Consider the following 24,859-nt stretch of genomic DNA (forward strand, 5'->3'; position numbering starts at 1 on the left):
GTAACACATCCCCCTAAACTTTCCTAACATTTTGAAGGTTGGGACAAAATAGTTCGGGCTTGCGAAGGTTATCAACACTAATCGCTAAAAACATTAACGTGCGACTGCAAGTAATGGCGCTAAACATACTCACCGCCACCCCAATTCCCAGGGTCAATGCGAACCCTTTCACCAAACCTGCACCCAGCCAAAACAACGCAGCACAGGCAATCAGCGTGGTGACATTGCTATCCAAAATGCTCGAAAAAGCGCGGTAAAACCCCGACTCTACAGACCGATATAAACTCTTACCCGCCCGTAATTCTTCCCGGGTCCGTTCAAAAATCAGTACATTAGCATCCACCGCCATCCCAATACTGAGAATAAATCCGGCAATCCCCGGTAGGGTCAAGGTCACCCCTAACAGGGAGAAACTGGCTAAGGTCAGAAGGGCATAGATGATCAAGGACAGATCGGCAATCACACCGGGTAAGCGGTAATAGGCCACCATAAAAATCAGGACCAACACCAGGCCCCCGATTCCGGCGTAGATACTTCTAACAATACTATCGCGCCCCAGGGTTGCTCCAACCGTGCGATTTTCTACAATTTCTACGGGCACCGGTAACGCGCCACCGCGCAATTGAACCGCGAGGTCATTCGCCTGCTGCACCTCAAAACTGCCTTGAATGACTGCACGTCCGCCAGTAATCCCGGTGGTGGCAAATTCTGCCGGGACCGTGGGAGAACTAATCAGTTTTTCATCGAGAAAAATCCCGAGAGTCCGTCCAGTTCCGGCCAGGTTTTTGGTGAGTTGGGCGAAGAGTTCTCCCCCTTCGTTATCGAACACCAGACCCACGTTCCAGGCCCCCACCCCACCTTGCGCCGGTTCGGGATAGGCGTCTTCCAGGTTAGAGCCTGTGAGGGGGGTTTTTTCATAGAGTCGGAGATTGAGTGCCTGAATTTCTTCACGCTTGCGATCGAACTCAGCTTGCTTTTCAGCAATTTGTCCCTGTTCTCCTGACTCTTGTAAACTGCCCAATTCTACGGCAATTTGAGTGGCTTCTTGCATCCGCACGTCCAGTTCTGCCCGGACTTCGGGATTCGAGGTTTCCTCGCGAAACTCCAAGACTGCTGTTCCCCCAAGCACACGCTCGGCTTGGGCGGGATCGCTGACCCCCGGGAGTTGGACAAGAATCTGATCGGTCCCGACGGACTGAACAATCGGTTCAGATACCCCAAGGGCATCAACCCGGTTTCTGACTACGCTCTGTACAGCTTCCATCACGGCGGAGGTAATTTGCGGGACCTCGGGTGAGGGTCGCACCAGAAGGGTGAGTTGGGAACCCCCCTGAAGATCCAATCCCAACCGGAAGGGGACATTCACCAACGCAACGATCGCGGCAATAACCAGAACCAGAATTAAAGCCAATAATGAACGGTTTTTTTGCATGACTTTACCTGTTTCTAGAGGGTTGAGAATTGAGTTTTAAGTGGAAAATTTAGACAATTTCACTCAAAACTCAAAACTCAGATTTCAACACTGTCTTATATTTTTAGACCGACCATTTTTTGCACCGCTTCGACAATTTGCGGCGGCTGCACGATGGTTAGTCGCTCTAAGGTTCCATTGTAGGGCGTGGGAATATCCTGTGACGAAAGTCTCAGCACAGGTGCATCCAGCTCATCAAAGAACCGATCATTAATTGAAGCAATAATTTCAGCCCCAATTCCCCCGGTTTTCATTGCTTCCTCTACCACAATGACCCGATGGGTTTTGCGAATCGATTCGCCAATGGTTTCTAAGTCAAGGGGTTTGAGGGAAATTAAGTCAATGACTTCGGGATCAAACCCGTCTTTGACAATCTGCGGCACCGCTTGCAGAACGTGATGACGCATCCGTGAATAGGTCAAAATCGTGACATCTTTGCCCCGTCGGACCACTTCTGCTTTATCTAGGGGGACCAGATATTCTTCCGAGGGCAGGTCTTCTTTCAAATTATAAAGAAGGACGTGCTCGAAAAATAGCACGGGGTTATTGTCACGGATGGCGCTTTTAAGCAATCCTTTGGCGTTGTACGGGGTGGAACAAGCCACCATTTTTAAGCCAGGAACGGCTTGAAAATAGGTTTCTAAGCGCTGGGAATGTTCGGCACCCAGTTGTCGTCCAACCCCACCGGGACCGCGAATCACCATCGGCATTGTAAAGTTGCCACCGGAGGTATAGCGCAGCATGGCATTGTTGGCGATTTGGTTGAAGGCGAGGAGCAAAAAGCCCATGTTCATGCCTTCAATAATCGGGCGCAATCCCGTCATAGCAGCACCAACCGCCATCCCGGTAAAGCTATTTTCCGCGATCGGGGTGTCGAGTACCCGCAGTTCGCCATATTTTTCGTACAGGTCCTTGGTGACTTTGTAGGATCCGCCATATTGACCGACATCTTCACCGAGGACGAATACCGTAGGGTCGCGGGCCATTTCTTCGTCAATGGCGGCTTTGAGCGCGTTGAAGAAAAGGGTTTCTGCCATCTTCAAGGTGGGTAATGGGACAAGCTTTTATCTTATACCATTGCATTTTCCAGACGCTAGAGATTTTAAAGCATCGGTAGAGTTTTAGATTCTAGGCGCTGGGTACGGGATTCAGGGGGTTGGACATCCGAAAAAACTGGGACCCTGCCTGCTACTGGACGAAGGCTCTAGGGACCAGAAACCCGGGTTAGGCCCCTATTTTGTGATGAGGGGCTAGAAATTTTTGGGCATAACCCGGATTTCTAATCGTTGGGGTATCAGCGTCCTAGTTTGGCACATTAGACTGGAAGTAAGAAAGATTGCAAGTTGTCAAATCGGGAAAGTTAGCGCGTGAATCATTCAATGCAGGATCGGTTACTCTCGGCGATCGCCCCTTACCGCGATCGCGTCGATTATTTAGAAATTCGCATGGAACAAAGCGAATCTACGGCGATCGCGTTTCGTGGCGATCGCCTGGATGCGGTGAATCGGAATTTTTCCCTCGCCGGTGGGGTCCGCGCCTGTCATAAGGGGGGTTGGAGTTTCGTGACGTTTAATGGATTAGATGAGTTGGGCGATCGCTTGGAAGAAGCGATTTCCCAAGCTAAATTAATCGGTTCAGAAACCACGCAACTAGCGGATATTAAACCGATTCAGGATTATGTCGCCGAGTCCTTACTTCGGGACCCTCGGGGGGTCTCGTTGGAAGAAAAACGGCAAATGGTGGAAACTTATAATCAGCTTTTGCTGGATTTTGACCCGAGGATTCAAACCACCAGTTCCAGTTATCGCGATCGCTTTGGCATTACTTATTTTGTTAATTCTACCGGGACCTGTATTGCTCAAGAACGCCTGGATGTTTCCGGCGGTTTTGGGGCGATCGCCCGGGGGGAAGGCGGGTTGGTGCGCCAAGGGTATGAATCAGTCCATTCGCGATCGGATTATGATGCATTCACCGGCATTGAAAATCGCGTTCGGGGGGCCGCAGAACGGGCAATTCGCCAATTAGAAGCCAAATCTGTTAAAGGCGGTCAATATACCGTGGTCCTTGACCCTTATCTCGCTGGGGTCTTCATTCATGAAGCATTCGGTCATTTGTCTGAGGCGGATTTTGTTTATGAAAATCCTCAAATGCAAGAAGTGCTACAACTCGGTAAACCCTTGGGAATTTCCCAATTAAATGTCGTGGATGATGCGACGATTCCCAACCTACCAGGTTCGATGAAATATGATGATGAAGGGGTTGAGGGTCAACGTAAATATTTAATCAAAGATGGCGTTTTGACTCAGCGTTTACATAGCCGAGAAACGGCTGGCAAAATGCACGAAACCCCAACAGGAAATGCTCGCGCCCTGAGTGCTACTTATGCGCCGATTGTGCGGATGACTAATACGGCAATTGAAGCGGGAGATTGCTCCTTTGAAGATATGATTGCTCCTATCGATGAAGGGGTTTATGCAGTCCGGATGTTAGGGGGTCAAACCAATGGGGAAATGTTTACTTTTGCCGCAGCAGAAGGGTACATGATTCGCGATGGCAAAATTGCGGAACCTGTGAGTGATGTGACGCTTTCGGGGAATGTGTTCCAAACTTTGAAGGATATTCAGGCGATCGGTTCTGATTCGGTTTATCTGAATGGGGGATGTGGTAAAGGTGGACAATCCCCGTTACCCGTTAGTGTTGGCGGACCCCACATTTCTATTCAAAATGTTGTGGTTGGTGGACGATAATTCTCCATCCTCGATACAAGCAACCGAAACCGGGTTTCTTAACCAACTTTTGGCAATCTCCCCGAATTGGGGCAAGAAACCCGGTTTCTAACCTCGGCTGCATGATAGAGTCTGTCGGAAAGTATTCAAAGTAAATTTACACAAAATTGAGGGTGTCGCTATGGGGTGCGATCGCCCTCAATTTTGTGTAAATTTTTATAAATTTGAGGCAAGCTGCTCCCACATTTTTCAAAAATTATGCTTTCATTTCTTAAATGACTACCCTTGAGTTAAAAACCCGGTGACTATCACAAAAGTGAATAAAGTACCCTTAATTATCGCCTAACCCATAATTAATGATTGGGAGAACTCTCATGATAGAAACTTTAGCAAAATTTGGTTTTAAACAGTCTTCGATTCATACCGTCGTTTTAATTGATTCGGGAGTACCGGAATGGGAAACTTTGGTTGTGGGTACTGTCCCCGGAACAGAGGCGATCGCCCTGGGAACCAAACAAGACGGAATTGAGCAGATTTCCGCTATTTTAGCCGAAAGAAAGGGATTACATACCCTCCATATTGTCTCTCATGGTAGCACTGCTAGTCTGCAATTGGGCAACGGGTATCTCACTTTAGAAAACATCAGTTGTTATGCCAACTTGTTGCAGCAGTGGAGTGAAGCTTTTTCCCCGGATGTCTCTCCCTCCCTACTCCTTTATGGGTGCGAAGTGGCAGCAGGCGATCGGGGACAACAATTCATCCAAAAACTCAGCCAATTAACCAGGATAACGGTTGCCGCTTCTCATAGCAAAACCGGCAGTAGGACCCTAGGGGGAAATTGGGACTTTGAAGTAAAAACCGGGGAAATCGAGAATGTTTTACCTTTTAATTTAGATACTATAACACATTATAATTCCGTATTGGCAACGTTCACGGTTACCAACACGAATGATAGTGGAGGGGGTTCTTTCCGACAAGCCATTTTAGATGCGAATACAAATCCAGAAGTTGATACTATTGCGTTTAATATCGCTGGTGATGGGGTGCAAACCATTCAGCCTTTATCAGTTTTACCCATCATTAATGATTCGGTGATTATTGATGCCACAACTCAACCTGGATATACGGGAACTCCCCTGATTGAAATTGATGGGATAAATATAGGGGGATTAGATAGGGGAGTTTTACAAATTACCGCTGGAAATAGCACCGTTCGGGGATTAGTGATTAATCGGGCGGGATTTAGTAATGCTGCTATTGTAATTCGGGAAAATGGCAATAATTTGATTGAGAATAATTACCTGGGAACCGATGTCACGGGAACGGGTTTCTTAGAACGTAGCGGTTCAGGTATTTTTATTCGAGACTCAGCTAATAATACAATTCAAAATAACCTCATTTCGGGAAATAATAATACCTCTTCTGTTGGAATTGATATTGAAGGCAACCGGGCCAGTGGAAACCAAATTTTAGGAAATTTCATCGGAACTGATGTCACCGGGACTCAGGATTTAGGGAACTCTGGCAGTGGGATTGTTATTCGCAATGCGCCTAATAATCAGATTGGAGGGACAACTGTCAATGCTCGAAATATTATTTCAGGTAATGATTTTGATGGAATTCAAATTACTGGGAATGAGGCGAATGATAATCAAATTTTAGGCAATTTTATTGGTACAGATATTACGGGGGAAATTTCATTAAGAAATACGTTTAGTGGAATTTTGATATCCGGTGGTTCTAGGAGCCTAATTGGGGGAGATTCCGATTCTGATCGCAATGTTATTTCCGGTAATGGTACTTCGGGAATTTATATTCGTGAAACTAGCGCATTTAATTCAATATTGGGGAATTACATCGGAACAAATTTGCCAGGAAACGAAGCCGTACAAAATAGTGGAGATGGACTGCGGATTGAGGGTGCGAATAATAGTATGGGGAATAACTTAATCTCTGGAAATAGAGCAGATGGCATTCTGATAGGCGGCAATAGTGCTAATAATAATCGAGTGACGGGAAATCTAATCGGGATCGATTTCACGGGGAATGTAGCACTTGCGAATGGTGAAGCGGGGGTTGTGATTGCTCAAGGTGCAACCGGGAATCGGATTGGAGGTATTACTGAAGGCGATCGCAATATTATTTCCGGTAATCAATCAACGGGTGTTAACATTCAAACTAATTCAACCCAAAATCTAATTTTAGGTAATTTTATTGGGACTAACCTCACCGGACGATCTGCCATTGGGAATGGGCAAGGTATAGCTATTTTTTCTCCAGAAAATACAATTGGGGGGTTAGAAGCGGGTTCTGGTAATCTGATTTCTGGAAATCGATCCGATGGAATTGAGTTAGGTGGTGCTGCCTCGGATATCCTAATTGCTGGAAATTCTATCGGCACTGATATTACAGGCACTCTGGCGATCGCCAATGGAGGAGATGGAATTGTTACGGATGCTTTCCCTCAGAATATGACTATTGGTGGGACTACCCCAAATGCGCGTAATCTGATTTCAGGAAATAGCGGTAATGGAATTTACCTCGCTTCCAGTAATAACCGAGTATTAGGTAACTTTATAGGCACTCAAGCTGATGGAATTAGTCCCCTAGGAAATGCGGGAAATGGGGTTGATATTGCTTCCCTGACGGGGAATAATCTCATTGGCGGAACAGCTACGGGAGAGAGTAATCAGATCGGCTTTAATGGAAGTGCAGGAATTCAAGTTAGTCCGGGCAGTAATAACGGAATTTTATCGAATGCTATATTTTCCAACAGTCGCTTAGGAATCGATTTAGCGGGTCCTGCTACTAACTCTGCCGGGACAACAGCAAATGACGAAGGAGATGCGGATACCGGGGCTAATAATCTGCAAAATTTTCCGATTATTACTTCAGCGATTTCTAATGGCACAACAACTACAATTTTGGGAACGCTTAACAGCACCCCTAATACTGAATTTCATATAGAGTTTTTCGCGAATCGTACTTTAGATCCCTCCCGATTTGGCGAAGGAGAAAGATTAATTGGGTTTGTCACTGTCACCACCGATGGCAGCGGTAATGTTAGCTTTACGGAAACCTTGAACCGTGCCGTTCCTGCCAATGAATTGATTACCGCTACCGCAACTGACCCGAATAATAATACTTCGGAATTTTCTGAGGGTGCAGTGGTGATTTCACCGCGTTTTACCCTTGAAAATATTACGCTGATTGAAGGAAATTCTCAACAAACGAATGCAACTATTACGGTTACTCTGAATGCCGCACTCAACCAACTGGCTACCGTAAATTATGCCACGGTTGATGATACAGCGATTTCGCCGGAAGACTATACGGCAACGAGTGGCACATTACAGTTTAATCCCGGGGAAACGACAAACACGATTACGGTAGCGATCGCCCCAGATACAATTGATGAACCTGATGAACAGTTTTTTGTTAATCTTTCTAATCCTGTCAATGCCGCGATTGCCACTCCCCAAGCGATCGCCACAATCACTGACGATGATGAACCTCCAACCCCGGAACCTGAACCTGAACCCGAACCTGAACCCCAACCCGAACCCGAACCTAAACCCCTCCCGGAAGTGACAGCAGAACCTATCCTGCCATCAACCCTTAATCCAGATTCCAGCGTGACGGAAATCCCGATACTCCCCTTAACTTCTATAGAGATACCCGATTGCAATTGCCCTAATCTCACCGTACCCGAATTGGTGCCATTAGAAACAGCGATCGCCCAACCAAATGCCGTTGAAAATATCCTCATCGGTACCGACGAAAATGACACCTTAGAAGGCAGCAGTCGCCCTGATGAAATTAATGGAGGCAGTGGCAATGATTTACTCTTTGGCAACTCGGGCGATGATAATCTTTTAGGAAGTGCCGGAGACGATACTATCCTTGGGGGAATGGGTAGCGATTTTCCCATCGGTTCCCAAGGCGATCGCGACTGGATAGAAGGGAATGCGGGGAAAGATGATTTATTTGGGAATGAAGGTAACGATACCCTTTCCGGAGGATTTGGAGGCGATCGCATTTGGGGGGGAAAAGACGACGATCGCATCTTTGGCGATGAAGATAGCGATACCCTCTATGGCGATTTAGGCAATGATACTCTCTATGGAGGCAAAGGGAGTAATGTTCCTGTCGGTCCCTTTTTAGACGCAGATTTACTCTTTGGGAATCGCGGAAATGATTATCTTTTAGGTAGCGAAGGAAACGATACCATTCATGCGGGAAAAGAAGATGATTTTGTTCACGGCGGCAAAGATAACGACTTGATCTATGGCGACATTGGCAATGATACCCTGTTAGGCGAACTTGGGGATGATACGCTTTTAGGCAATCCCAATGATGCCTCAGTGTTCGATCCCAATGGGCAAGATTTGCTCTTTGGGGGCGCTGGAAATGATTTTCTTAATGGCAACCAGGGGGATGATTCCGTATCTGGAGGTGAGGGAAATGATACCCTGCGCGGTGGCAAGGAGGATGATATCGTTGCTGGAGATCAGGGCAATGATTTAATTTTCGGCGATCGCGGCAAGGATACCCTCTGCGGTGGCGATGGGGATGACACCATTCTCGGGGGTACTGGCATTGAGGAACCGATGGATCCCAATAATGAGCAAGATTGTCTTTCTGGGGGTGGCGGAAATGACTTACTTTATGGCGATCGCGGCGATGACACTCTCAATGGCGATGAGGGAGACGATACCTTATTTGGAGGTAAACAGAACGATTTCCTCGCCGGAGGAGAGGGGAACGATCGCCTGAGTGGAGATTTCGGCGACGATACCCTAATTGGAGGCAACGGTAGCGATCGGTTTGTACTCCAGGCGGGTTACAACCAGGACCTAATTTGGGATTTTGAAGTGGAACAGGATTTTCTGGAATTAACCGGGGAATTAACCGGAGATCAACTCGTGATTACTCAAAATGGTGACATCACCAACATTGCGATCGCCACTACCGGCGAAATTTTGGCATCCCTGATGGGAGTCTCTGCCTCTGGGATCAGCAGTATCCAGTTTCTGTAGGAGGGCTTTTCAGATTCTGGAGGCAAATAAAATATCTCCCATAGAAAAGAGGAGTATCTCCCCGGCGGATTAAGCCCCTGATCCGGAATCCCCTGGTAATAAGGGAACTCCACAAAATAAAATCTTCTATTAGAGATCCCCCCAACCGATTGGCGTTCTTAAGGGGGGGCTTGAATAATTCGGCATTACTTCTAATGCAGAAGTTTTTTTATGGAAATCCCTCAGTCTTTCCAAACCCACACCCTTTAGAGTGTGGGTTTTTATAAACCATTGAATACCCGATCGAGTGTTAGACCCTTAAACGATAATAGAGACGCGAAATGAGGCGTCTCTACATAAATCTGTATTCGGGGTTTTATCAAGGGGGTTCTTTATACTCAGGCGTTAGCTGAAATAGCTGGCTTCGGCTTCAAGCATCCGAATCAAGTTTTCATCGCCTTTCTGTCTAGCCATTTCCAGGCGATACTGTAGCTTCTGGCGGATAGTTGCCCGATGCATGGCAGCCGCTTGTTTCAAGGTTTCATGACTAATTTTGTTCATGGTGGACTTTTTCCGTTTTCAATTCGTGTATTTTCCCTTACTTCCAAAATAACACTTAAAATCAGGAATAGTATCAAAATTTACCAAAATTTTAATAATTATCCCCATCTCCCCCATCTCCCCCATCTCCCCCATCTCCCCCATCTCCCCCATCTCCCCCATCTCCCCCATCTCCCCCATCCACCCCATCTCCCCCATCCCCATGCTTACCCTGTTAACCGATTTCGGTTCCCATGATGTCTATGTCGGCGTGATGAAGGGCGTCATCGCCTGTATTAATCCCCAGGCCACGATTGTGGACCTCACCCATGAAATTCCTCCCCAGGATGTCGCTGCGGGTCGTTTTTGTCTGATGAATGCTTATCCCTATTTCCCCGAGGGGACCGTTCATGTGGCAGTCGTGGATCCCGGTGTAGGCAGTGCTCGCAGGGCGATCGCCCTTCAACTGCCGCACTCTATCTTAGTGGGACCTGATAACGGGTTGTTTTCTGGGGTACTCAGTGCAGAAAACCCGATTCTGGCGGCGGTGGAACTGAGTAATTCTGACTACTGGCGCACTCCTGACCCGAGTACCACTTTTCATGGACGTGATATTTTTGCTCCCGTGGGCGCTCATCTAAGCAAGGGAGTCCCGTTAGAGGATCTAGGACCCGCGATCGATCCCCAAACGTTAGTTACCCTGGATCTGCCACAATGTTACGAGCAAAACCAGGAAATTGTCGGTTGTATCCAATCTATCGATCGCTTTGGTAACCTGATCACCAACATTCCGGGTACTCGGGTGATGGGGAATTTAGGATCTGTGAGGGTGGGCGATCGCCTGATTCCGGGGGGAAAAACTTACAGTGAAGTAACCAGAGGAGGACCGATCGCCCTTGTCGGTTCTCACGGTTGGCTGGAAATTGCTATCAATGGCGGCAATGCTTCCTATACACTCCAACTTACTCTCGGTGCAACGGTGAGAGTACAGGTAAGCTAAAAAAGCAGGAACGGTCATTCCTCGGGCGATCGTCACCCCTCAACATCCCCGCCATTACGCTAATAACTGAAAAACCACAAGAAATAATTATCAATTAATTCAAAATGCTCGGGGTCTTCTTCGGTGACATCTAAATCAATTAAAGGCAAGATAAACTCGCGGCGATCGCTCGTCCGTTCCACCTTCACCATAATCCCCTCGGTCCCAACATCACAAAACTGCAGTAAGTTAAACGTATCGGTATAAGAAGGCTGTTGTTTTTTCAACTTTTCATATTCTTTTTTGCTCTTTCCCCCACTCACATACTTTTCTTCCCAGTCGAATGCTCCATTTCCCGTCAGTTGATAAGGGGGCTTAATTTGGTTTTTTAAAAAGTCTAAATATCGAGTTAAATTTTCCTCATTGACTTCTAAATTAGAACTCCCTAAAATTTCTTGTAACTCTAATTCCAATTCCACCTCATCTTCATCAAAAATATCTTCTAAAGATAAATCCTCCTCATCCTCATCTTCTTCATCGAGTAATATGGATTCTATCTTGCTCATCCTTTTGACTAAATCGAGGACTTGCTCTGGATTGATGGGAAATTCCCCACGTTCCATGAGTCGGGGGCCAAAAACCCCTTCATCTATTTCTATTATTTTCAGGACCGAGGGGGATGAGGCGCTTTGTTTCCGAGGTTTTTTGGATTTAGTCATCTTTAGAGCTTCTCTGGGTCGGGTCAGTCATCAGATCGGTCATAATCAAAGTGTATCTCGAACACCCATTACCTTGGAGTAGATCGGTCAAATTCATCATGACGCAAGCTAATTCTATGGAATCTCCTGTCTATCAAGGGCAGTTTGGGGAATTTAGCATTACCCCAAGCGATCGCCAATCCGTGATCATCTATCGCAGTGGCTTGATGGTAGCCGCCCTCAGTTTCGCGATCGCCACGGTTCTTCTCTTCTGGCAAGGAACTACCCCCCCGATCATCACCAGCCTCAGCGCACTCTATGCCTGTTTCTGTGTCGCCCTCGGGGTCAGCTTACTGACGATTCACATTTATCTCAAAGTCCTCCATCGCTTCCTTCAAGTCTGTTGGGCGATCGGTGCTGTCTCTGCGTTAACGGTGATTTTGACACAGCCTGAGCCTTTTGTAGTCACAGTTTATCACCAGGCGATCGCCCTCTTCGGTATCGGATTTACCTTTGTTGCCTTAACAGGCATTTTTTTTAAAGAAGCCTTTTGTTTCAATCGCCTAGAAACTAAATTGCTCACCCCCTTAGTCCCCCTGCTAATTTTAGGTCACCTCTCTGGTTTATTAACTCCTGCAATGGAAAAAAATCTCTTAGCAGTTTGGGCTATTCTCTTTCTAGTCTTTGCCCTACGAAAAGCGGGTCAAGACATTCCCGCAGATATTGGAGACAAAAGTGTTTTTGCCTACCTTAAGCAACAAGAAAAAGAACGCGCTTAATCTGCCTAGTCCAATTTTAAGACAGGGTTGTACCTCAGAAAAATGCCCAGCAGCCTAGGTTACTTCACTCCGAGCCCAGCCTTCTAGGGTCTCCACTAGAGCGACAGGCGGAATGACTAGGGTTTGACTCCCGCTCAATTCTAGTAAAAAATCGGAGTTTTAGCGAATTGTCAATAATTTTTGACAAACCTGAAACAACCGGGGCGGGACTTGAACTTCTGGACAGTAGAAAAATAAAATCAGATCCAGGGATTAACCCCCCTGCCATCAGGCCAATCCCCTCATTCCGTCGCTACATTTTATGAAGGGGATTGAGGTCTGGTTCTTTGAGCTATTCCCCTCGAATTATTTCTGGGGGTAGATGCGCTAACAGCCAGTTATTTTTTATTATTTTCCTATAAAATTTTCCCGCCAAAAAATCTAAACCCAACATTGGAGTAGAGATTTTTCTCTTTTTAGTTCATTTTATGTAAGGGTAAAAATGATCCATTTTAACTCCTGCATAAATAAAGGGATTGACTCCGATTTGTGGCGGAAAAGGATGAGGGTTCGTTTAACGCTTTGAATTCCGGCAACAGTCCTGAAGTCAATAAGCTAATGGTTAAGAAGTCCCCACATAATCCAGGTCAACTCTAGTATTTAGGGATAAACCCAGCAAACTGGCATCCCATCGCTCAACACTGGCCGTGTTTTTATAATTCAGTTTCTTCACCCCTAGTTTATAGCTATGATAATGTCCAAGTCGATTGCTTTAATTTCGGTTCATGGCGACCCCGCCATAGAAATTGGGAAAGAAGAGGCCGGAGGCCAAAATGTTTATGTTCGTCAGCTTGGAGAAGCGTTAGGAAATTTGGGGTGGCAAGTGGATTTGTTCACCCGCAAGTCCAGTGCAACACAGCCGACGGTAGTACAACATACCCCCAATTGTCGGACGATTCGCTTAGTGGCCGGACCCGAAGAATTCGTTCCCCGGCAAAAAATTTATGAATACGTCCCCGAGTTTGTTCAGGAATTTTTGAAATTTCAAGAACAACAGCACTTAGACTATCGCTTAGTTCATACAAATTACTGGATTTCGGCAGCAGTGGGAATGGAGTTGAAAAAATTTCAACCCATCCAACAGGTTCATACTTATCACTCTCTGGGTGCAGTTAAGTATAAAGCCGTTTCCACCATTCCTATGATTGCCAGTACACGCTTAGGCGTTGAAAAGGCTTGTTTGGAAAATGCCGATCGCATTGTGGCGACCTCTCCCCAGGAAAAAGAACACATGAGAACCCTCGTTTCCACCAAGGGACAGATCGATGTGATTCCTTGTGGGACGGATATTCAACAATTTGGCCGTGTTTCCCAGGTAGTAGCCCGGGAAAAACTAGGAATTCCCCAGGATAGTTCTGTGGTCTTTTATGTGGGCCGATTTGACCGGCGCAAAGGGATTGAAACCTTAGTGCGGGCGGTGAGTCGTTCCCCCCTGCGGGATCAGCACGATCTCCGCCTGATGATTGGTGGGGGTTGGCGTCCGGGTCAAAGCGATGGCAAAGAACGCGATCGCATTGCCAGTCTGGTAGAAGAATTAGGGATAACTGATTTGACGACCTTTCCCGGACGGCTCGGCCACGACAAGTTACCCTTATATTATGCCGCAGCCAATGTCTGCGTCGTTCCGAGCCATTATGAACCTTTTGGATTAGTTGCGATCGAAGCAATGGCAAGCCGGACTCCGGTTGTAGCGTCAGATGTAGGCGGATTACAGTTCACGGTGGTTTCAGAAGAAACAGGTCTACTCTGTCCACCCCAGGATGATGCCGCCTTTGCGATCGCCATTGACCGAATTTTATCTAACCCCGACTGGCAAACCGAATTAGGCCAAGCGGCGCGGGAACGGGTCGAAAGTCAGTTTAGCTGGGATGGCGTGGCACGTCAACTGAGTAACTTATACAGTACCCTCCTGGTCCAATCTAGCCAGTCCCTAGACCCGGCGATCGCCTAATGCTTATAGCATCAGACCCCAGGGACAAGAAACCGGGTTTTTGAGCCAAATTGGACGCAAAATCAGCAACAATTTTGTAAAAAAACCCGGTTTGTCTTCTAGCGACTGTACCGCCCGACTCAGATATTGACCTGGATTCTGATCGGACTGGACCGATCGAGATCCTTCGGTTAACAGATTTCCCGTTGTTTCAAATTGCATTTTCCCCTAAAATTCAAGGGGGTGCGATCGCCCTCCCTTCCCAGGAGGATCAGCCTCACTGGTGAGGGCTGTCCTAGGAAGGAATGATCAGAGTATAAGAGGCGATCGGCTATATTTCCCCCGGATTTTTTGACAGGAGTCATTAGGGCTAATGTATCTGGAAGAACGTGCATTTTGGGTGGCTTGGTCGCAAATTCCCGCCGTGGGTCCGGTATTGCTAGGTCGCTTGTTTCGGTATTTCGGCAGTTTAGCCGCCGCTTGGCAAGCGGAACCCGAGGCTCTCACTCAGGTCCAAGGTTTAGGTCGGCAACTGGTGGAAAAAATTGTAGAACGGCGATCGCAACTGAATCCCGAACAACTCTACATGGAACATCTGCGTGCAAACCCCCATTTTTGGACCCCTGCCGACCCTGATTATCCCCGGTTACTCGCAGAAATTCCCAACCCACCCCCCCTGCTGTATTACCAGGGTCACATTGATCGCCAGGAAACCCTCGGGAATCGCCCCCTTGTCGGTATTGTCGGCACTCGTCACCCCTCAGAATATGGGCAACGATGGACTCGCCGAATTAGCCAAGTTCTCGCTGAATGTGGCTTTACCATTGTTTCCGGGATGGCCGCAGGCATTGATACTTACGCTCATCTCGGTTGTTTAGATGCCGATGGCCGCACGATCGCCGTGTTTGGAACTCCCCTCAACAAAATCTATCCCGAGACCAATCGTCATCTCTCCGAAAAGATTATTCAAAAAGGATTGTTTTTGAGTGAGCATCCCGTGGGAACTCTCACAAGGCGAGAACACTTCGCCCAACGTAATCGAATTATTGCCGGGTTAAGTCAGGCAGTTCTGGTCATGGAAGCACCAGAGCGATCGGGGGCGCTGATTACGGCCAAAGTTGCCAATGAATACAGCCGCGACGTCTTTGCCTTACCCGGACGCATCGATGACCCCAATTCTCAAGGCTGTTTACGCCTGTTAAAAAATGGGGCCGAAACCATCATCAATGAAACGGAATTGCTAGAAATGCTAGGGGCCATGCCCAAATATAATCCGCCCCCTTCGCCTCCTCTTCCTACTGCAGTGGTACTCCCCATCGCAGTCGTTCCCAAATTAGACCCTCCCTTGCAGCAAGTCTGGGAGGCAACGGAGATCGAGCCGATCGCCTTTGACCTAATTGTATCCCAAGCCCAACTCGATGCCGCCTCAGTCTCCAGCGCATTATTGCAATTAGAGTTAATCGGTTTGGTCGAGCAATTACCAGGAATGCGCTATCGCCGCAGTTGAATCGGTGATTTCTCTCGGAAAATTGCCCCAATTCATCCAATTACGGGTGCTGTCAAATTATTAAGTTTTTATTCCTCCTCTCTTTCCCCAGGGAGGAGGAATTCTTTCTACTGGACTCCTAGGAATCTCATGGCAAATTGTGTACCCCCTAAAGACATAAATATTCCCCTATCAAAAGGAGGACTTACTTCAAAAATCACATTTTAGTAAATTGGGATATTCTCCCTGATTATCCTGGTTTATCCTCAATTGATGCCTTTTAGAGAGGGAGTTTTCGTGAATAATAAATAAAGACTCTTGCCAGAATAAACAGTTCCAACTAAAAGGTAATCTTCCTTTAAAAACGTGACGATCTGCCTAAAGAAGGATGAAGATACAACTTCTCTCTTTTAAAGTAAAGGATAGTTGACAACAACTTTAAATCCTGAATTACGAGGAGAACATCCGAATGACCGTTCAATTACAAGATACTAAACGCATGGCGATCGCCCAAAAATTGGCTGATATGAAAGCTGTGCAAAATTTACTCATTTCTAATGAACAAAAATTTATCAGCGCCACCAACGATTCCGATATCCGCGATCGCTTGCAAAGTATGCTAGAGGACGACCGCAAAAACCTCGGCATCATTGAAACCACCATCATTCAATATGGCAATCCCTCTGAGCCAAATAGCACCACTGAGGAAACCCTCAAACAGGCTCAGAAAATGATGGAAGATTCCAAAATGAGCCTGTATGAGAAAATCTCTCAGCATGAATTGCTCAAACACGCTCAGGTAATGAAAGGACTCCTCGTCCATAAAGCCGCTCAAATCGTCGGCGCTGACATTGAAGTCGCCATCACTCCCCTGAATACGGTGAACTTTGAAAACCGTTCTCACCAAGAACAACTCAAGGGTATTCTGGAAGTCCTCGGCACTCGTGAACTCACCGGACAAGACCCGGATCAAGGCGTCTGGAGTCGGGTTCAAGATGCAATGGCCGCCTTGAGTGGTGTATTTGGTAGCGCCGTCAGCCGTACCAAAGATGACATGAACATTCTGGAAATCCTCCGTGCAGATCACCGCAAGGCGGATACTCTCTTCATGGAAATTGAAAACACCCGTGACGCGAAGAAACGCGAAGAATTCTTCGGTCAACTCTATAAGGATCTAAGCGCTCACGCCGAAGCTGAAGAAGAAGTTGTCTATCCCGCTATCCGCGCTCAATTCCCAGAAGTGCAACATCTGTATAACGAGCAGGCCGAGATGAAACAACTCCTCGAAGCCATCAAATCTACCAACGGTAGCGATGCCAGCTTTATGACTCGGGTCAAACAGTTGAAAGACATGGTGCAGCATCATGTCAAGGAAGAAGAGAACGATATGTTCAATAAATTCCAGCAAACGATGAATGAGTCCCAAATGGAACAAGTGTCCAAGCAGTTTAAGGAAGCCAAAAGCCGCATTCAGCAATCAATGGCGTCCTAAGTAAGATGAAGACTCCGTTCAGTGAGTTGCTAACCTAACGTTGTAAATTAGCTAAAAGGGGAGGGATTATACCTTCCCCTTTTTTTAATTCTTAACCCATGAAAAAGCGAGTCTTAATACGGAATCCGGTGGTGATAGGTCGGTCAAACCCCGCACCCTCAAGGCTCGGGTTCCACCGATTGAGCGAAGCCCGGGCCGTTAAGGCTATAGCCTGCCTAAGCCCGCTCACGAGAAAATTGACTTTTAGCAACCGGATTTTGTATAAAATATACGAAATCCGGTTTTAAAAGCGGATTTCGTATTACAGAGTTTTTGTGAGTGAGACGCTCAAGCCTTAACCCCCAACAACGGTGCCCCCATTGGGATGCAGAATTTGACCTGTCATATAGGAAGAATCATCCGAGGCGAGGAACACATAAGAAGGGGCGACTTCTTCAGGTTCTCCGGCCCGTTTCATGGGTACTTGCTGACCGAATGAGGCAACTTTTTCCGGGGGGAAAGTGGCGGGAATTAGGGGAGTCCAAATGGGACCGGGTGCGACCCCATTAACACGAATTCCTTTGCTGACCACTTTTTGAGATAAGGCTCGGGTAAAGGCAACGATCGCCCCCTTGGTGGAAGAATAATCCAGCAACGTTTCATTTCCCTTATAGGCAGTTACTGAGGTGGTATTCACAATGGCACTGCCTTCTTTAAGATGAGGCATCGCCGCCTGAGTCAGATAAAACATGGAGAAAATATTGGTGCGAAATGTTTTTTCCAACTGTTCTTGAGTGATATCCTCAATATTTTCTTGGGGATGCTGTTCTGCTGCATTATTAATCAGAATATCCAGATGGCCGAAAGCATCGACTGTTTGCTTAACCACCTGTTCACAAAAGCTTTTTTCCCCAATATCTCCGGCGATCGCTAGACAGCGCCGCCCTTCTGCTTCTACCATCTCTTGAGTTTTTTTGGCATCTTCATGTTCATTCAAATAAACGATCGCCACATCTGCTCCTTCTCGGGCAAACAGAATCGCCACGGAACGACCAATTCCGCTATCTCCACCCGTAATTAGGGCAACTTTATTTTCTAATTTTCCACTCCCTTTATACTCAGAAGCCCGGGCTTTAGGAGGGGGATTCATTTCCGATTCCAGGCCCGGTTGTTGGTTTTGATGTTGGGCGGGGCGTTGTTTTTCTTGCGTCGGCATACAATTTTCCGTAAACTTTTTAAACTACCCCTTATAAATAGAACGAATTCTCTGAAATTGCCCCCTATCTTTTTGTAGATTTTGACTCTAATCCTATGGGCATATTCTTTAAGTTATAGGCCAAATTACTGAGGTTTTAATACGGAAAAAATCAGCACTGATTGACCAGCAGGGCCGAAGGGTGAGGAGACCAGGAAACCTGCAATCTGGAGCCAAGTGGGGAGATTCAGAGAGTGGACTTATCAGGAGCAAAACGGTTCAGTTCTAATACCAAATCCGATTTTGAAAAATAAAAACCTGCATCCTGTTCTATCAGCATTCCGTCAGGAAAAAGTGGGGCGATATCGATTGAGTGAGGCCCGGGGCGTTAGGGCTATAGCCCGCCTACGCAGGCTGAAGCAGAAAAGAGGTCTCTAGGGATGAGAAAATGCTGAAATAACAGGTGTGCCTAAACCCCTATCCAGGGACTGTGGTTACGGAAAGGGAAATTCGTTTAAGATGGCTCACAACAGGCGATCGCCCTGGTGTTCAGTAGGGACTTCCAACCCAATTCGGGCAAGGGGTATCCACAAAGGAGTTTTTTTAATGAATAACTTTTATGAACAGGATGTTTTATTACTTGAAGTCACCCGGGAGCGATCGATTCGTCGAACCGTGATGGTCCTAGAAACTAAGCGCAAACGCATCCGCGAGGACCTCTTGGAATTGATCCAGAATATGCCCTTGTTAGCGCTACCTGTCGAATTAACCAGGGATGCGCCAGAAGAATCGCAAGATATCCTACTAGAGGCATTATCTCGAATGGGGGATGAAGCGTTCGCCCGTTGGATTGCCGAAGCAATTCTCGATCGCCAGTCTCAATCGGAAATTCCGGAATCTTAGCTTGCCAAAATCACCGGGAATCCTGCGGATTAGAGAACCCCTGGGCGATCGCCTCGAAACCTGAATCCCTAGGGGCCAGACCTCAAGTTATTCTCGATCCGGGTTCTCCAGTTCCAGTTTGGGTAATTCCTGTAATTCTTGTAATTCCTGTAATTCCTGCAACTCCGGTAGTTCCAAGGGTTGTACCTCAACTTCTTGGGGTTTACCCAGTTTCTCCAACTCCGGCAAGGCTAACAATTCAGGCTCTTTCTCCTCAATGACAACCGGCATTTGTAGGGGTTGGGCCGTCTCAATAAAACAACTCGCCAAGGGTAGAGCCCGCTCCAAATCATCCAGGGGCCTGGGAATCACCATTACGGAGGTCAGTTCTCCAATCCGTTCAGCTTCAAACATTCCCGCTTCCACAGCCACCACCACATTCGCCACGGTGCCTCGGATAATCACCGTGCATAACCCGTCGCCAATCTTTTCATAGCCGGTTAAGTCCACATCCGCAGACTTGAGCATCGCATCTGCCGCACCCACCAAAGCGGGAAATCCTCGGGTTTCCACCAGTCCGATCGCTTGATGGCTCGGACGGCCTTGATTGCCTTGGGCCAAATCCATCAACCGCGCACCGATCGGGAGGATAGCTTCCAAATTTGCCAAGGGACGCGGGATAACCAGCTTAGAAACCACTTGACCAAACTTTTCGGCAGTTTCGGCACCGGCTTCTACCGCCAAGCGCACGTCCGCCGTTTTACCCCGAATCACAGCGGTGCAATGACCGCCCCCTATTTTTTCAAATCCGACTAAAATCACCCCTGCCGATTTGAGCATCATATCGGCACAGCCCACGATCGCCGGGAAACTTTGGGTCGATACTAAACCCAAAGCTAAATCCTGAAGGTCGTGACTGCGCGTTTTTTGCTCGCGCTTTACCAGTCCTACATCGCGTCTTTCCATCTTGCCTCTCCCTCAAACATGACCGAGGTCCCACATTAGCTGAGGGTATCGGTTCTCAATTTCTTCACCTGATCTCAAACGTAACATTTCAAATTGAATAGAGACTAAATCTAATCCTCTGGGATAGGTTGGATGGGGGTTTGTTTATAGGGAAACAAGGTTTGCATCAAGCGGTTGAGATGCGCTTGTCCATAGACGTAAGCAGGAGAGGGGGGAACAGGGGGCTGATCAGGAGGTGTCGCCCCTGGTTCTGCGCCATTACCCTGATTGCTGATGGGTTGCGAAATCTCCGGAGTCGGACTCGGAGTCGGAGGTTCGGGCGCAGAGGTAGTAGCCGGTTCTGGCGGTTCGGGTGGAGTGGGAGGAACCGGATCTGGGGCCACTGGGTTGGGACTTGCCGGGGATGCGGGACCCGGATCCGGGGCAACCCTAGTGCTTTCCACATCGATCCAGTGACGACTTTCATCTCCGAGTAAGGAACCGGGGGGAATCACTTCATTGGATGCAACCGTGGGATGCAGTAACGTCGTAGAGTTACCGATGCAAGCATTGGTACCGATTTTGCCGGTTCCGATCGCCAAGACCCCCGAACCGAGGGTCGCTCCTTCTTCAACGATTAAATTGCCTTGACAGGCTTGCAGAATGGAACCCATGCCAATGCAGACACCAGCGGCGATTTCAATGCGAGTACCTGGAGATGCCTGAAGGATGACTCCCGAGGCGATCGCGGCACCTTCATCAATAGTGACATCGCCACTCATATAAATATTGGGATTCCGATTGGGTTGCAGTGGCGGCAAATACATGGGAAATGGAACCTTTAAAGGTCGGACGATCTCGATTTTCCCCGCCGGTCATCTCCGGTCTGGGGAAGGGTTGGGAAACGAGAGGTGGACAGCCCAAGTTGAGGGGGAGTCCAGAGGCGATGCGATCGCCTTTCTCCCGTACTCCGAGGACGGATTGCCACAGAATGCAACGACTACTTAGCATCCACTCAACCCAGTGGGCTTTTGGGCCACCCCCTGACGTTTCCCTTCAGACTAGGGTCGTTGAACGATCGTTTCCACCACACGCCGTTTGGCTTTCGGGTCAACGCCAATGAGGCGGACATATTCACCGGGATATTGACGCATAAACCCTTCAACCGCCGCCAGGGCTTGGGAGGGATTTTGGGTATCAACGGCACCACAGCTTTCCCAGGACCCGTTGTTAAAACGCCGTTTATTCACGTGTTCGGCACCGAGGCGCAATCCTTGGCTGAGGATTTGACGCACCATATCAGCAACGCCCTGATCCAGTTTACCGGAGCCACCCGAGGGGGCGCTATAGCTGCTGCTGTAGTTTTTCCCCGCAGAGGATGCGCTGCCCTTGCCATTGGTGGCAATGGTTTCGTTGGGGCGTTGGATGATGGTTTCGACCACCCGGCGTTTGGCTTTCGGGTCAATCCCGATCAAGCGCACATATTCCCCCTGATGTTCTTTCAAGCAATTGGTTAATTCTGCCAGCACTTGGGACAGATTTTTGCTCTCGATGGGAGCGCAGCTTTTCCAGGATCCGGTCCGGAAGCGGCGTTCATCCACGTGCTCGGTGCCGAGGCGCAATCCTTGAGTCAGGATGTGATTGACTTGATCTGCTAGTTCCGTGGGCAGTCCACCGCCATTTCCAGTGGGAGCACTGTAGCTGCTGGAACTGTTAGTGGGGCGATAGGAACTGTTACCGTTGGTGGAGACTTGACCGTTCGGGCGTTGGACGATGGTTTCCAGGACCCGGCGCTTGGCTTTGGCATCAATGCCAATTAAGCGGACATATTCGCCACGATGTTCCGCTAAACATTGTTCTAGGGAGGAGATGACTTCCGATAGGTTTTTGCTTTCAATCGGAGCACAACTTTGCCAGGATCCCATACGGAAGCGTCGCTCATCTACGTGCTCGGTACCGATCCGATATCCACCGGCGAGGAGATCTCGGACTTGGGAGATTGCTTCTTGAGTGATTGTCATAGTCTCTTGTTTAGTAGCGTTGCCATTAGAACGTACGGCCCCTGGGGTTTCATTGCGGATCTCCAGAACGCAGGAACTGTCTTCCACACAGTGATACCCGCTGCGTAGGGCTTCGTTGATGCCGAGGACATGGGTGGCGAATTTGGTATCCGTCTCTGTCACATTCGGCAAGCGATCGGCCTGTTGCTGGTTGGTAATGATCGCTCCAGACGGAATGTATTTGCCTGGGGGAATTTCTACATCTTGAATGAGGGCGTGCATCATGACGATACAACCCTTGCCGACTCTGGCATTAAAGACGGTGGAGCGAAAGCCGATAAAACAGCCATCCCCGACATAAGCGGGACCGTGAATTAAGGCCATGTGGGCGATCGAACAATTTTTCCCGATCCACACGGAATAGGGATTGTTGTCATCTCCGACGACTCGTCCTTCATCGAGTCCGTGAATGACGACGCCATCTTGGATGTTGCTGCTTTCCCCGATTGAAAAGGGAGTGCCTTCATCGGCCCGGATTGATGTTCCCGGTGCAACCAAGACATGAGCACCCACCCGCACATCCCCAATCATATTAGAGAAGGAATGAACGTAGGCGGTTTTGTGGATCTGCGGCTCGGCCATATTTTTTGACCAAGGCGTGGGCGGAGCCGCCTTACTGCGGACTACCATAACTGAATTACTCCTTCAAAGAATGCGACTAGAATCGGCGTCAGACATTCAGAATTCAGAATTCAGAATTCAAGGGACGGAGGGTATAGAGGCTTGCGGTTACGTCTATATCTCTCGTCCGCTGTGCGATCGCACAAGTTAAGTGAATCGTCCCTGAATTCTGATTTCTGACGCCTGACTCCGCACCGAATGCGATCGCATCGCGTTGGTCTGTTTGGTCTAGTCTGACTAACGAAACGAACTAACGAAAGCGATCGGTTTCTTTCTTGCTGTAAAGAATGCGATTTTCCACACTTACGGTGTCTACGATCGCGATGACTGCTGCATCCACGGGCCGCTCGTCATGACGGATCACCTGCCGCGCTGCACTCCCGAGGGTGACCAGCACCCATTCCCCTACACCAGCCCCTACACTATCCGCAGCGACTTCGTATTTGGGGATGAGTTGTCCTTCCTCATCTATCAATTGCAACAGGAGTAATTTAACCCCTTGCAGATTTGGATCCTTTTGTGTACTGACGACGGTACCGCGAACTTGGGCAAGTTGCATGATTTACACTCAATTTATCGGCTTAAACGAATGCCGGTGGTGCTTTCCCGGAATTGCTCCACGGCTTCGGTGTAGCGAATGGGGAGGACATACTCTAGGTTCTCATGGGGACGGGCAATGATGTGGGTAGACAAGACTTGTCCACCGTTGACTCGTCTGACATTTTCCACGGCGGCACCGACGGAGGCTTGCACTTCCGAGACATCTCCACGCACGATGACGGTGACGCGACCGCTTCCGATTTTTTCATAGCCAACTAAGGTGACGCGGGCGGCTTTCACCATTGCGTCTGCGGCTTCTACGACTGCGGGAAACCCTAGGGTTTCTACCATTCCAACTGCAATTGACATGAATTTACTCCCAACCTTTAATGTTGATATTTGCTTTGTGCGTCAATGACGCTTTCTCTCGGTCCCAGTCAGAACGGTGGTCCTGAATGGTATTAATACGTTCGGAACTGCTCGACGGCTTCGGTGTACCGGATCGGCAGCACATATTCTAGGTTCTCATGAGGACGCGCAATAATGTGGGTGGAGACAACTTCTCCTCCATTAACACGCTTGACCGATTCAACCCCAGCGGAGACGGAGGCTTGCACTTCCGATACGTCTCCGCGCACGATCACGGTGACGCGAGCGCTACCGATTTTTTCATATCCCACAAGGGTTACGCGGGCCGCTTTGACCATCGCATCAGCCGCTTCTACCACGGCTGGGAAGCCCCGGGTTTCAATCATTCCCACTGCTATAGGCATTTCTTCTGTCTCCTGAATGGATGAGTCGGTTTAATTCAATCTAAGCTGCGATCGTTAAGCGATCGGTATTCCCGAACGTTTTCAGTTATCGTAAAGCTATGCTCTCCCTTTATCAAGAATAGGTGAATCTTGTATCCCTTGACAATATAAATAATAATCATATTCATAAATAAAAGTAATTAGAAAAACTAATCTTGTAAAGAAAATTAATATTTTATTAATAAAATTAATGTTCAAATGGGGAAGGAGTTCGACCGCCTGGGGCCATCGGTGCTGAAGTGGGTGCGATCGCATCAGGGATCAGTCCCACTGGTGGGGGTCAAACCGCCGATCCCGATCCCTGCACTGAACCCAATCCACGGAGTGACCTAGGGTCGATCCCGGCACTGTTGTCCTGGCCCTCAAGGAGGTCAAAATGGCTCCGTTGCGACGAAGAGCACCCTCGACTCGCCTTCACGGTCGATCGCCCAGGGTTCCGCAGGAATTGTCCCCAAATCTTCCAAGATTGGCAGGGGGAACCGTTGCAACGGAACAGTGCGATCGCCCCTTGAACCCATGCGATCGGCGAGCAGTCCGTAAATTTTACGATTGTAAACAGCCGAATCCTGCGATCTCGTCTGCCGTTTTAGGCCGACATTTAGCGGATCAACCTACCTCGAAAAACTCACAGATCAAACCCTTATAGATCTGCCTTAACAACCTCTTT

At 48.2% G+C, this 24,859-nt stretch carries 22 protein-coding genes; 9 read left to right on the forward strand and 13 right to left on the reverse strand.

Features of this window, described 5'->3' with window-relative positions:
• Positions 1 to 13 precede the first annotated feature (13 nt).
• Both secD and NG796_RS18785 read right to left on the reverse strand, forming a co-directional pair.
• Positions 14 to 1,432 (reverse strand): protein translocase subunit SecD, encoded by a 1,419-nt coding sequence (gene secD, locus NG796_RS18780; RefSeq protein WP_261208417.1) that lies wholly within the window; start codon positions 1,430 to 1,432, stop codon positions 14 to 16.
• Between the two features lie 95 nt (positions 1,433 to 1,527).
• A complete protein-coding gene (locus NG796_RS18785) occupies positions 1,528 to 2,508 on the reverse strand; it encodes an alpha-ketoacid dehydrogenase subunit beta (RefSeq protein ID WP_261208419.1) in 981 nt (326 codons plus the stop codon).
• Positions 2,509 to 2,850: 342 nt separating this feature from the next.
• Here NG796_RS18785 and NG796_RS18790 point away from each other — a divergent pair, with 342 nt between their 5' ends.
• Together NG796_RS18790 and NG796_RS18795 are read left to right on the forward strand one after the other, a co-directional pair.
• Entirely contained in the window at positions 2,851 to 4,218 is a 1,368-nt protein-coding gene (locus tag NG796_RS18790) for a TldD/PmbA family protein (protein ID WP_261208421.1), read from the forward strand.
• Positions 4,219 to 4,571: 353 nt separating this feature from the next.
• Entirely contained in the window at positions 4,572 to 9,236 is a 4,665-nt protein-coding gene (locus NG796_RS18795) for a DUF4347 domain-containing protein (RefSeq protein ID WP_261208422.1), read from the forward strand.
• 384 nt (positions 9,237 to 9,620) lie between these two features.
• Here NG796_RS18795 and NG796_RS18800 read toward each other — a convergent pair whose 3' ends face one another.
• Positions 9,621 to 9,776, reverse strand: coding sequence for a hypothetical protein (locus tag NG796_RS18800; protein WP_254566045.1), 156 nt, complete (start codon positions 9,774 to 9,776; stop codon positions 9,621 to 9,623).
• Between the two features lie 202 nt (positions 9,777 to 9,978).
• On the opposite strand from NG796_RS18800, the gene NG796_RS18805 reads away from it, so the two are divergent.
• Complete coding sequence (locus NG796_RS18805) at positions 9,979 to 10,755, forward strand: S-adenosyl-l-methionine hydroxide adenosyltransferase family protein (protein ID WP_261208423.1); 777 nt, start codon at positions 9,979 to 9,981, stop codon at positions 10,753 to 10,755.
• 59 nt (positions 10,756 to 10,814) lie between these two features.
• Here NG796_RS18805 and NG796_RS18810 read toward each other — a convergent pair whose 3' ends face one another.
• Positions 10,815 to 11,453 carry a hypothetical protein gene (locus NG796_RS18810; protein WP_261208424.1) on the reverse strand — a complete coding sequence of 213 codons (639 nt, stop codon included), beginning with the start codon at positions 11,451 to 11,453 and terminating at the stop codon, positions 10,815 to 10,817.
• A 98-nt stretch (positions 11,454 to 11,551) separates the two neighbouring features.
• Between NG796_RS18810 and NG796_RS18815 the strand changes: the two genes are divergently transcribed.
• On the forward strand, positions 11,552 to 12,211 hold the full coding sequence (locus tag NG796_RS18815; RefSeq protein ID WP_261208425.1) for a DUF2301 domain-containing membrane protein: 660 nt from the start codon (positions 11,552 to 11,554) through the stop codon (positions 12,209 to 12,211).
• 727 nt (positions 12,212 to 12,938) lie between these two features.
• The gene (locus NG796_RS18820; RefSeq protein ID WP_261208426.1) at positions 12,939 to 14,201 is read left to right on the forward strand and encodes a glycosyltransferase family 4 protein; all 1,263 of its coding nucleotides are present in this window, start codon (positions 12,939 to 12,941) and stop codon (positions 14,199 to 14,201) included.
• Positions 14,202 to 14,204: 3 nt separating this feature from the next.
• Here NG796_RS18820 and NG796_RS18825 read toward each other — a convergent pair whose 3' ends face one another.
• On the reverse strand, positions 14,205 to 14,402 hold the full coding sequence (locus tag NG796_RS18825) for a hypothetical protein (protein WP_261208427.1): 198 nt from the start codon (positions 14,400 to 14,402) through the stop codon (positions 14,205 to 14,207).
• Positions 14,403 to 14,553: 151 nt separating this feature from the next.
• Here NG796_RS18825 and dprA point away from each other — a divergent pair, with 151 nt between their 5' ends.
• Together dprA and NG796_RS18835 are read left to right on the forward strand one after the other, a co-directional pair.
• Positions 14,554 to 15,687, forward strand: coding sequence for a DNA-processing protein DprA (gene dprA / locus NG796_RS18830; protein WP_261208428.1), 1,134 nt, complete (start codon positions 14,554 to 14,556; stop codon positions 15,685 to 15,687).
• Positions 15,688 to 16,135: 448 nt separating this feature from the next.
• Positions 16,136 to 17,158, forward strand: coding sequence for a hemerythrin domain-containing protein (locus tag NG796_RS18835; RefSeq protein ID WP_261208431.1), 1,023 nt, complete (start codon positions 16,136 to 16,138; stop codon positions 17,156 to 17,158).
• Between the two features lie 334 nt (positions 17,159 to 17,492).
• Here the strand turns inward: NG796_RS18835 and NG796_RS18840 are convergent, their stop codons facing one another.
• Complete coding sequence (locus NG796_RS18840; protein WP_261208433.1) at positions 17,493 to 18,353, reverse strand: SDR family oxidoreductase; 861 nt, start codon at positions 18,351 to 18,353, stop codon at positions 17,493 to 17,495.
• 585 nt (positions 18,354 to 18,938) lie between these two features.
• Here NG796_RS18840 and NG796_RS18845 point away from each other — a divergent pair.
• Positions 18,939 to 19,235 carry a hypothetical protein gene (locus NG796_RS18845; RefSeq protein WP_261208434.1) on the forward strand — a complete coding sequence of 99 codons (297 nt, stop codon included), beginning with the start codon at positions 18,939 to 18,941 and terminating at the stop codon, positions 19,233 to 19,235.
• A gap of 87 nt (positions 19,236 to 19,322) precedes the next feature.
• Here the strand turns inward: NG796_RS18845 and NG796_RS18850 are convergent, their stop codons facing one another.
• The 7 genes from NG796_RS18850 to NG796_RS18880 all read right to left on the reverse strand — a co-directional run bounded on the left by NG796_RS18850 (position 19,323) and on the right by NG796_RS18880 (position 24,153).
• The gene (locus NG796_RS18850) at positions 19,323 to 20,180 is read right to left on the reverse strand and encodes a BMC domain-containing protein (RefSeq protein ID WP_261208435.1); all 858 of its coding nucleotides are present in this window, start codon (positions 20,178 to 20,180) and stop codon (positions 19,323 to 19,325) included.
• Between the two features lie 110 nt (positions 20,181 to 20,290).
• Positions 20,291 to 20,986, reverse strand: a complete 696-nt coding sequence (locus NG796_RS18855; protein WP_261208436.1) for a carbon dioxide concentrating mechanism protein — start codon at positions 20,984 to 20,986, stop codon at positions 20,291 to 20,293.
• Positions 20,919 to 21,170, reverse strand: a complete 252-nt coding sequence (locus NG796_RS18860; protein WP_261208437.1) for a hypothetical protein — start codon at positions 21,168 to 21,170, stop codon at positions 20,919 to 20,921. Before NG796_RS18860 ends, NG796_RS18855 begins: the two co-directional genes overlap by 68 nt.
• A gap of 50 nt (positions 21,171 to 21,220) precedes the next feature.
• Positions 21,221 to 22,849, reverse strand: coding sequence for a ribulose bisphosphate carboxylase small subunit (locus tag NG796_RS18865; protein ID WP_261208438.1), 1,629 nt, complete (start codon positions 22,847 to 22,849; stop codon positions 21,221 to 21,223).
• A gap of 241 nt (positions 22,850 to 23,090) precedes the next feature.
• The gene (locus tag NG796_RS18870) at positions 23,091 to 23,399 is read right to left on the reverse strand and encodes a EutN/CcmL family microcompartment protein (RefSeq protein ID WP_261208439.1); all 309 of its coding nucleotides are present in this window, start codon (positions 23,397 to 23,399) and stop codon (positions 23,091 to 23,093) included.
• 14 nt (positions 23,400 to 23,413) lie between these two features.
• Positions 23,414 to 23,749, reverse strand: a complete 336-nt coding sequence (locus NG796_RS18875; RefSeq protein WP_015148316.1) for a carbon dioxide-concentrating mechanism protein CcmK — start codon at positions 23,747 to 23,749, stop codon at positions 23,414 to 23,416.
• Positions 23,750 to 23,841: 92 nt separating this feature from the next.
• Positions 23,842 to 24,153, reverse strand: a complete 312-nt coding sequence (locus tag NG796_RS18880; RefSeq protein WP_015148315.1) for a carbon dioxide-concentrating mechanism protein CcmK — start codon at positions 24,151 to 24,153, stop codon at positions 23,842 to 23,844.
• Between the two features lie 415 nt (positions 24,154 to 24,568).
• Here NG796_RS18880 and NG796_RS18885 point away from each other — a divergent pair, with 415 nt between their 5' ends.
• Entirely contained in the window at positions 24,569 to 24,838 is a 270-nt protein-coding gene (locus NG796_RS18885; protein ID WP_261208440.1) for a hypothetical protein, read from the forward strand.
• Positions 24,839 to 24,859: the final 21 nt, after the last annotated feature.

Source organism: Laspinema sp. D2d (assembly GCF_025370755.1).
Classification (GTDB): domain Bacteria; phylum Cyanobacteriota; class Cyanobacteriia; order Cyanobacteriales; family Laspinemataceae; genus Laspinema.

What these genes read in the sequence shown, in the direction of transcription:
- secD (WP_261208417.1), bottom strand. Translation starts at nt 1,432, where the DNA reads ATGCAAAAAAACCGTTCATTATTGGCTTTAATTCTGGTTCTGGTTATT.
- NG796_RS18785 (WP_261208419.1), bottom strand. Translation starts at nt 2,508, where the DNA reads ATGGCAGAAACCCTTTTCTTCAACGCGCTCAAAGCCGCCATTGACGAA.
- NG796_RS18790 (WP_261208421.1), top strand. Translation starts at nt 2,851, where the DNA reads ATGCAGGATCGGTTACTCTCGGCGATCGCCCCTTACCGCGATCGCGTC.
- NG796_RS18795 (WP_261208422.1), top strand. Translation starts at nt 4,572, where the DNA reads ATGATAGAAACTTTAGCAAAATTTGGTTTTAAACAGTCTTCGATTCAT.
- NG796_RS18800 (WP_254566045.1), bottom strand. Translation starts at nt 9,776, where the DNA reads ATGAACAAAATTAGTCATGAAACCTTGAAACAAGCGGCTGCCATGCAT.
- NG796_RS18805 (WP_261208423.1), top strand. Translation starts at nt 9,979, where the DNA reads ATGCTTACCCTGTTAACCGATTTCGGTTCCCATGATGTCTATGTCGGC.
- NG796_RS18810 (WP_261208424.1), bottom strand. Translation starts at nt 11,453, where the DNA reads ATGACTAAATCCAAAAAACCTCGGAAACAAAGCGCCTCATCCCCCTCG.
- NG796_RS18815 (WP_261208425.1), top strand. Translation starts at nt 11,552, where the DNA reads ATGACGCAAGCTAATTCTATGGAATCTCCTGTCTATCAAGGGCAGTTT.
- NG796_RS18820 (WP_261208426.1), top strand. Translation starts at nt 12,939, where the DNA reads ATGATAATGTCCAAGTCGATTGCTTTAATTTCGGTTCATGGCGACCCC.
- NG796_RS18825 (WP_261208427.1), bottom strand. Translation starts at nt 14,402, where the DNA reads ATGCAATTTGAAACAACGGGAAATCTGTTAACCGAAGGATCTCGATCG.
- dprA (WP_261208428.1), top strand. Translation starts at nt 14,554, where the DNA reads ATGTATCTGGAAGAACGTGCATTTTGGGTGGCTTGGTCGCAAATTCCC.
- NG796_RS18835 (WP_261208431.1), top strand. Translation starts at nt 16,136, where the DNA reads ATGACCGTTCAATTACAAGATACTAAACGCATGGCGATCGCCCAAAAA.
- NG796_RS18840 (WP_261208433.1), bottom strand. Translation starts at nt 18,353, where the DNA reads ATGCCGACGCAAGAAAAACAACGCCCCGCCCAACATCAAAACCAACAA.
- NG796_RS18845 (WP_261208434.1), top strand. Translation starts at nt 18,939, where the DNA reads ATGAATAACTTTTATGAACAGGATGTTTTATTACTTGAAGTCACCCGG.
- NG796_RS18850 (WP_261208435.1), bottom strand. Translation starts at nt 20,180, where the DNA reads ATGGAAAGACGCGATGTAGGACTGGTAAAGCGCGAGCAAAAAACGCGC.
- NG796_RS18855 (WP_261208436.1), bottom strand. Translation starts at nt 20,986, where the DNA reads ATGTATTTGCCGCCACTGCAACCCAATCGGAATCCCAATATTTATATG.
- NG796_RS18860 (WP_261208437.1), bottom strand. Translation starts at nt 21,170, where the DNA reads ATGCTAAGTAGTCGTTGCATTCTGTGGCAATCCGTCCTCGGAGTACGG.
- NG796_RS18865 (WP_261208438.1), bottom strand. Translation starts at nt 22,849, where the DNA reads ATGGTAGTCCGCAGTAAGGCGGCTCCGCCCACGCCTTGGTCAAAAAAT.
- NG796_RS18870 (WP_261208439.1), bottom strand. Translation starts at nt 23,399, where the DNA reads ATGCAACTTGCCCAAGTTCGCGGTACCGTCGTCAGTACACAAAAGGAT.
- NG796_RS18875 (WP_015148316.1), bottom strand. Translation starts at nt 23,749, where the DNA reads ATGTCAATTGCAGTTGGAATGGTAGAAACCCTAGGGTTTCCCGCAGTC.
- NG796_RS18880 (WP_015148315.1), bottom strand. Translation starts at nt 24,153, where the DNA reads ATGCCTATAGCAGTGGGAATGATTGAAACCCGGGGCTTCCCAGCCGTG.
- NG796_RS18885 (WP_261208440.1), top strand. Translation starts at nt 24,569, where the DNA reads ATGGCTCCGTTGCGACGAAGAGCACCCTCGACTCGCCTTCACGGTCGA.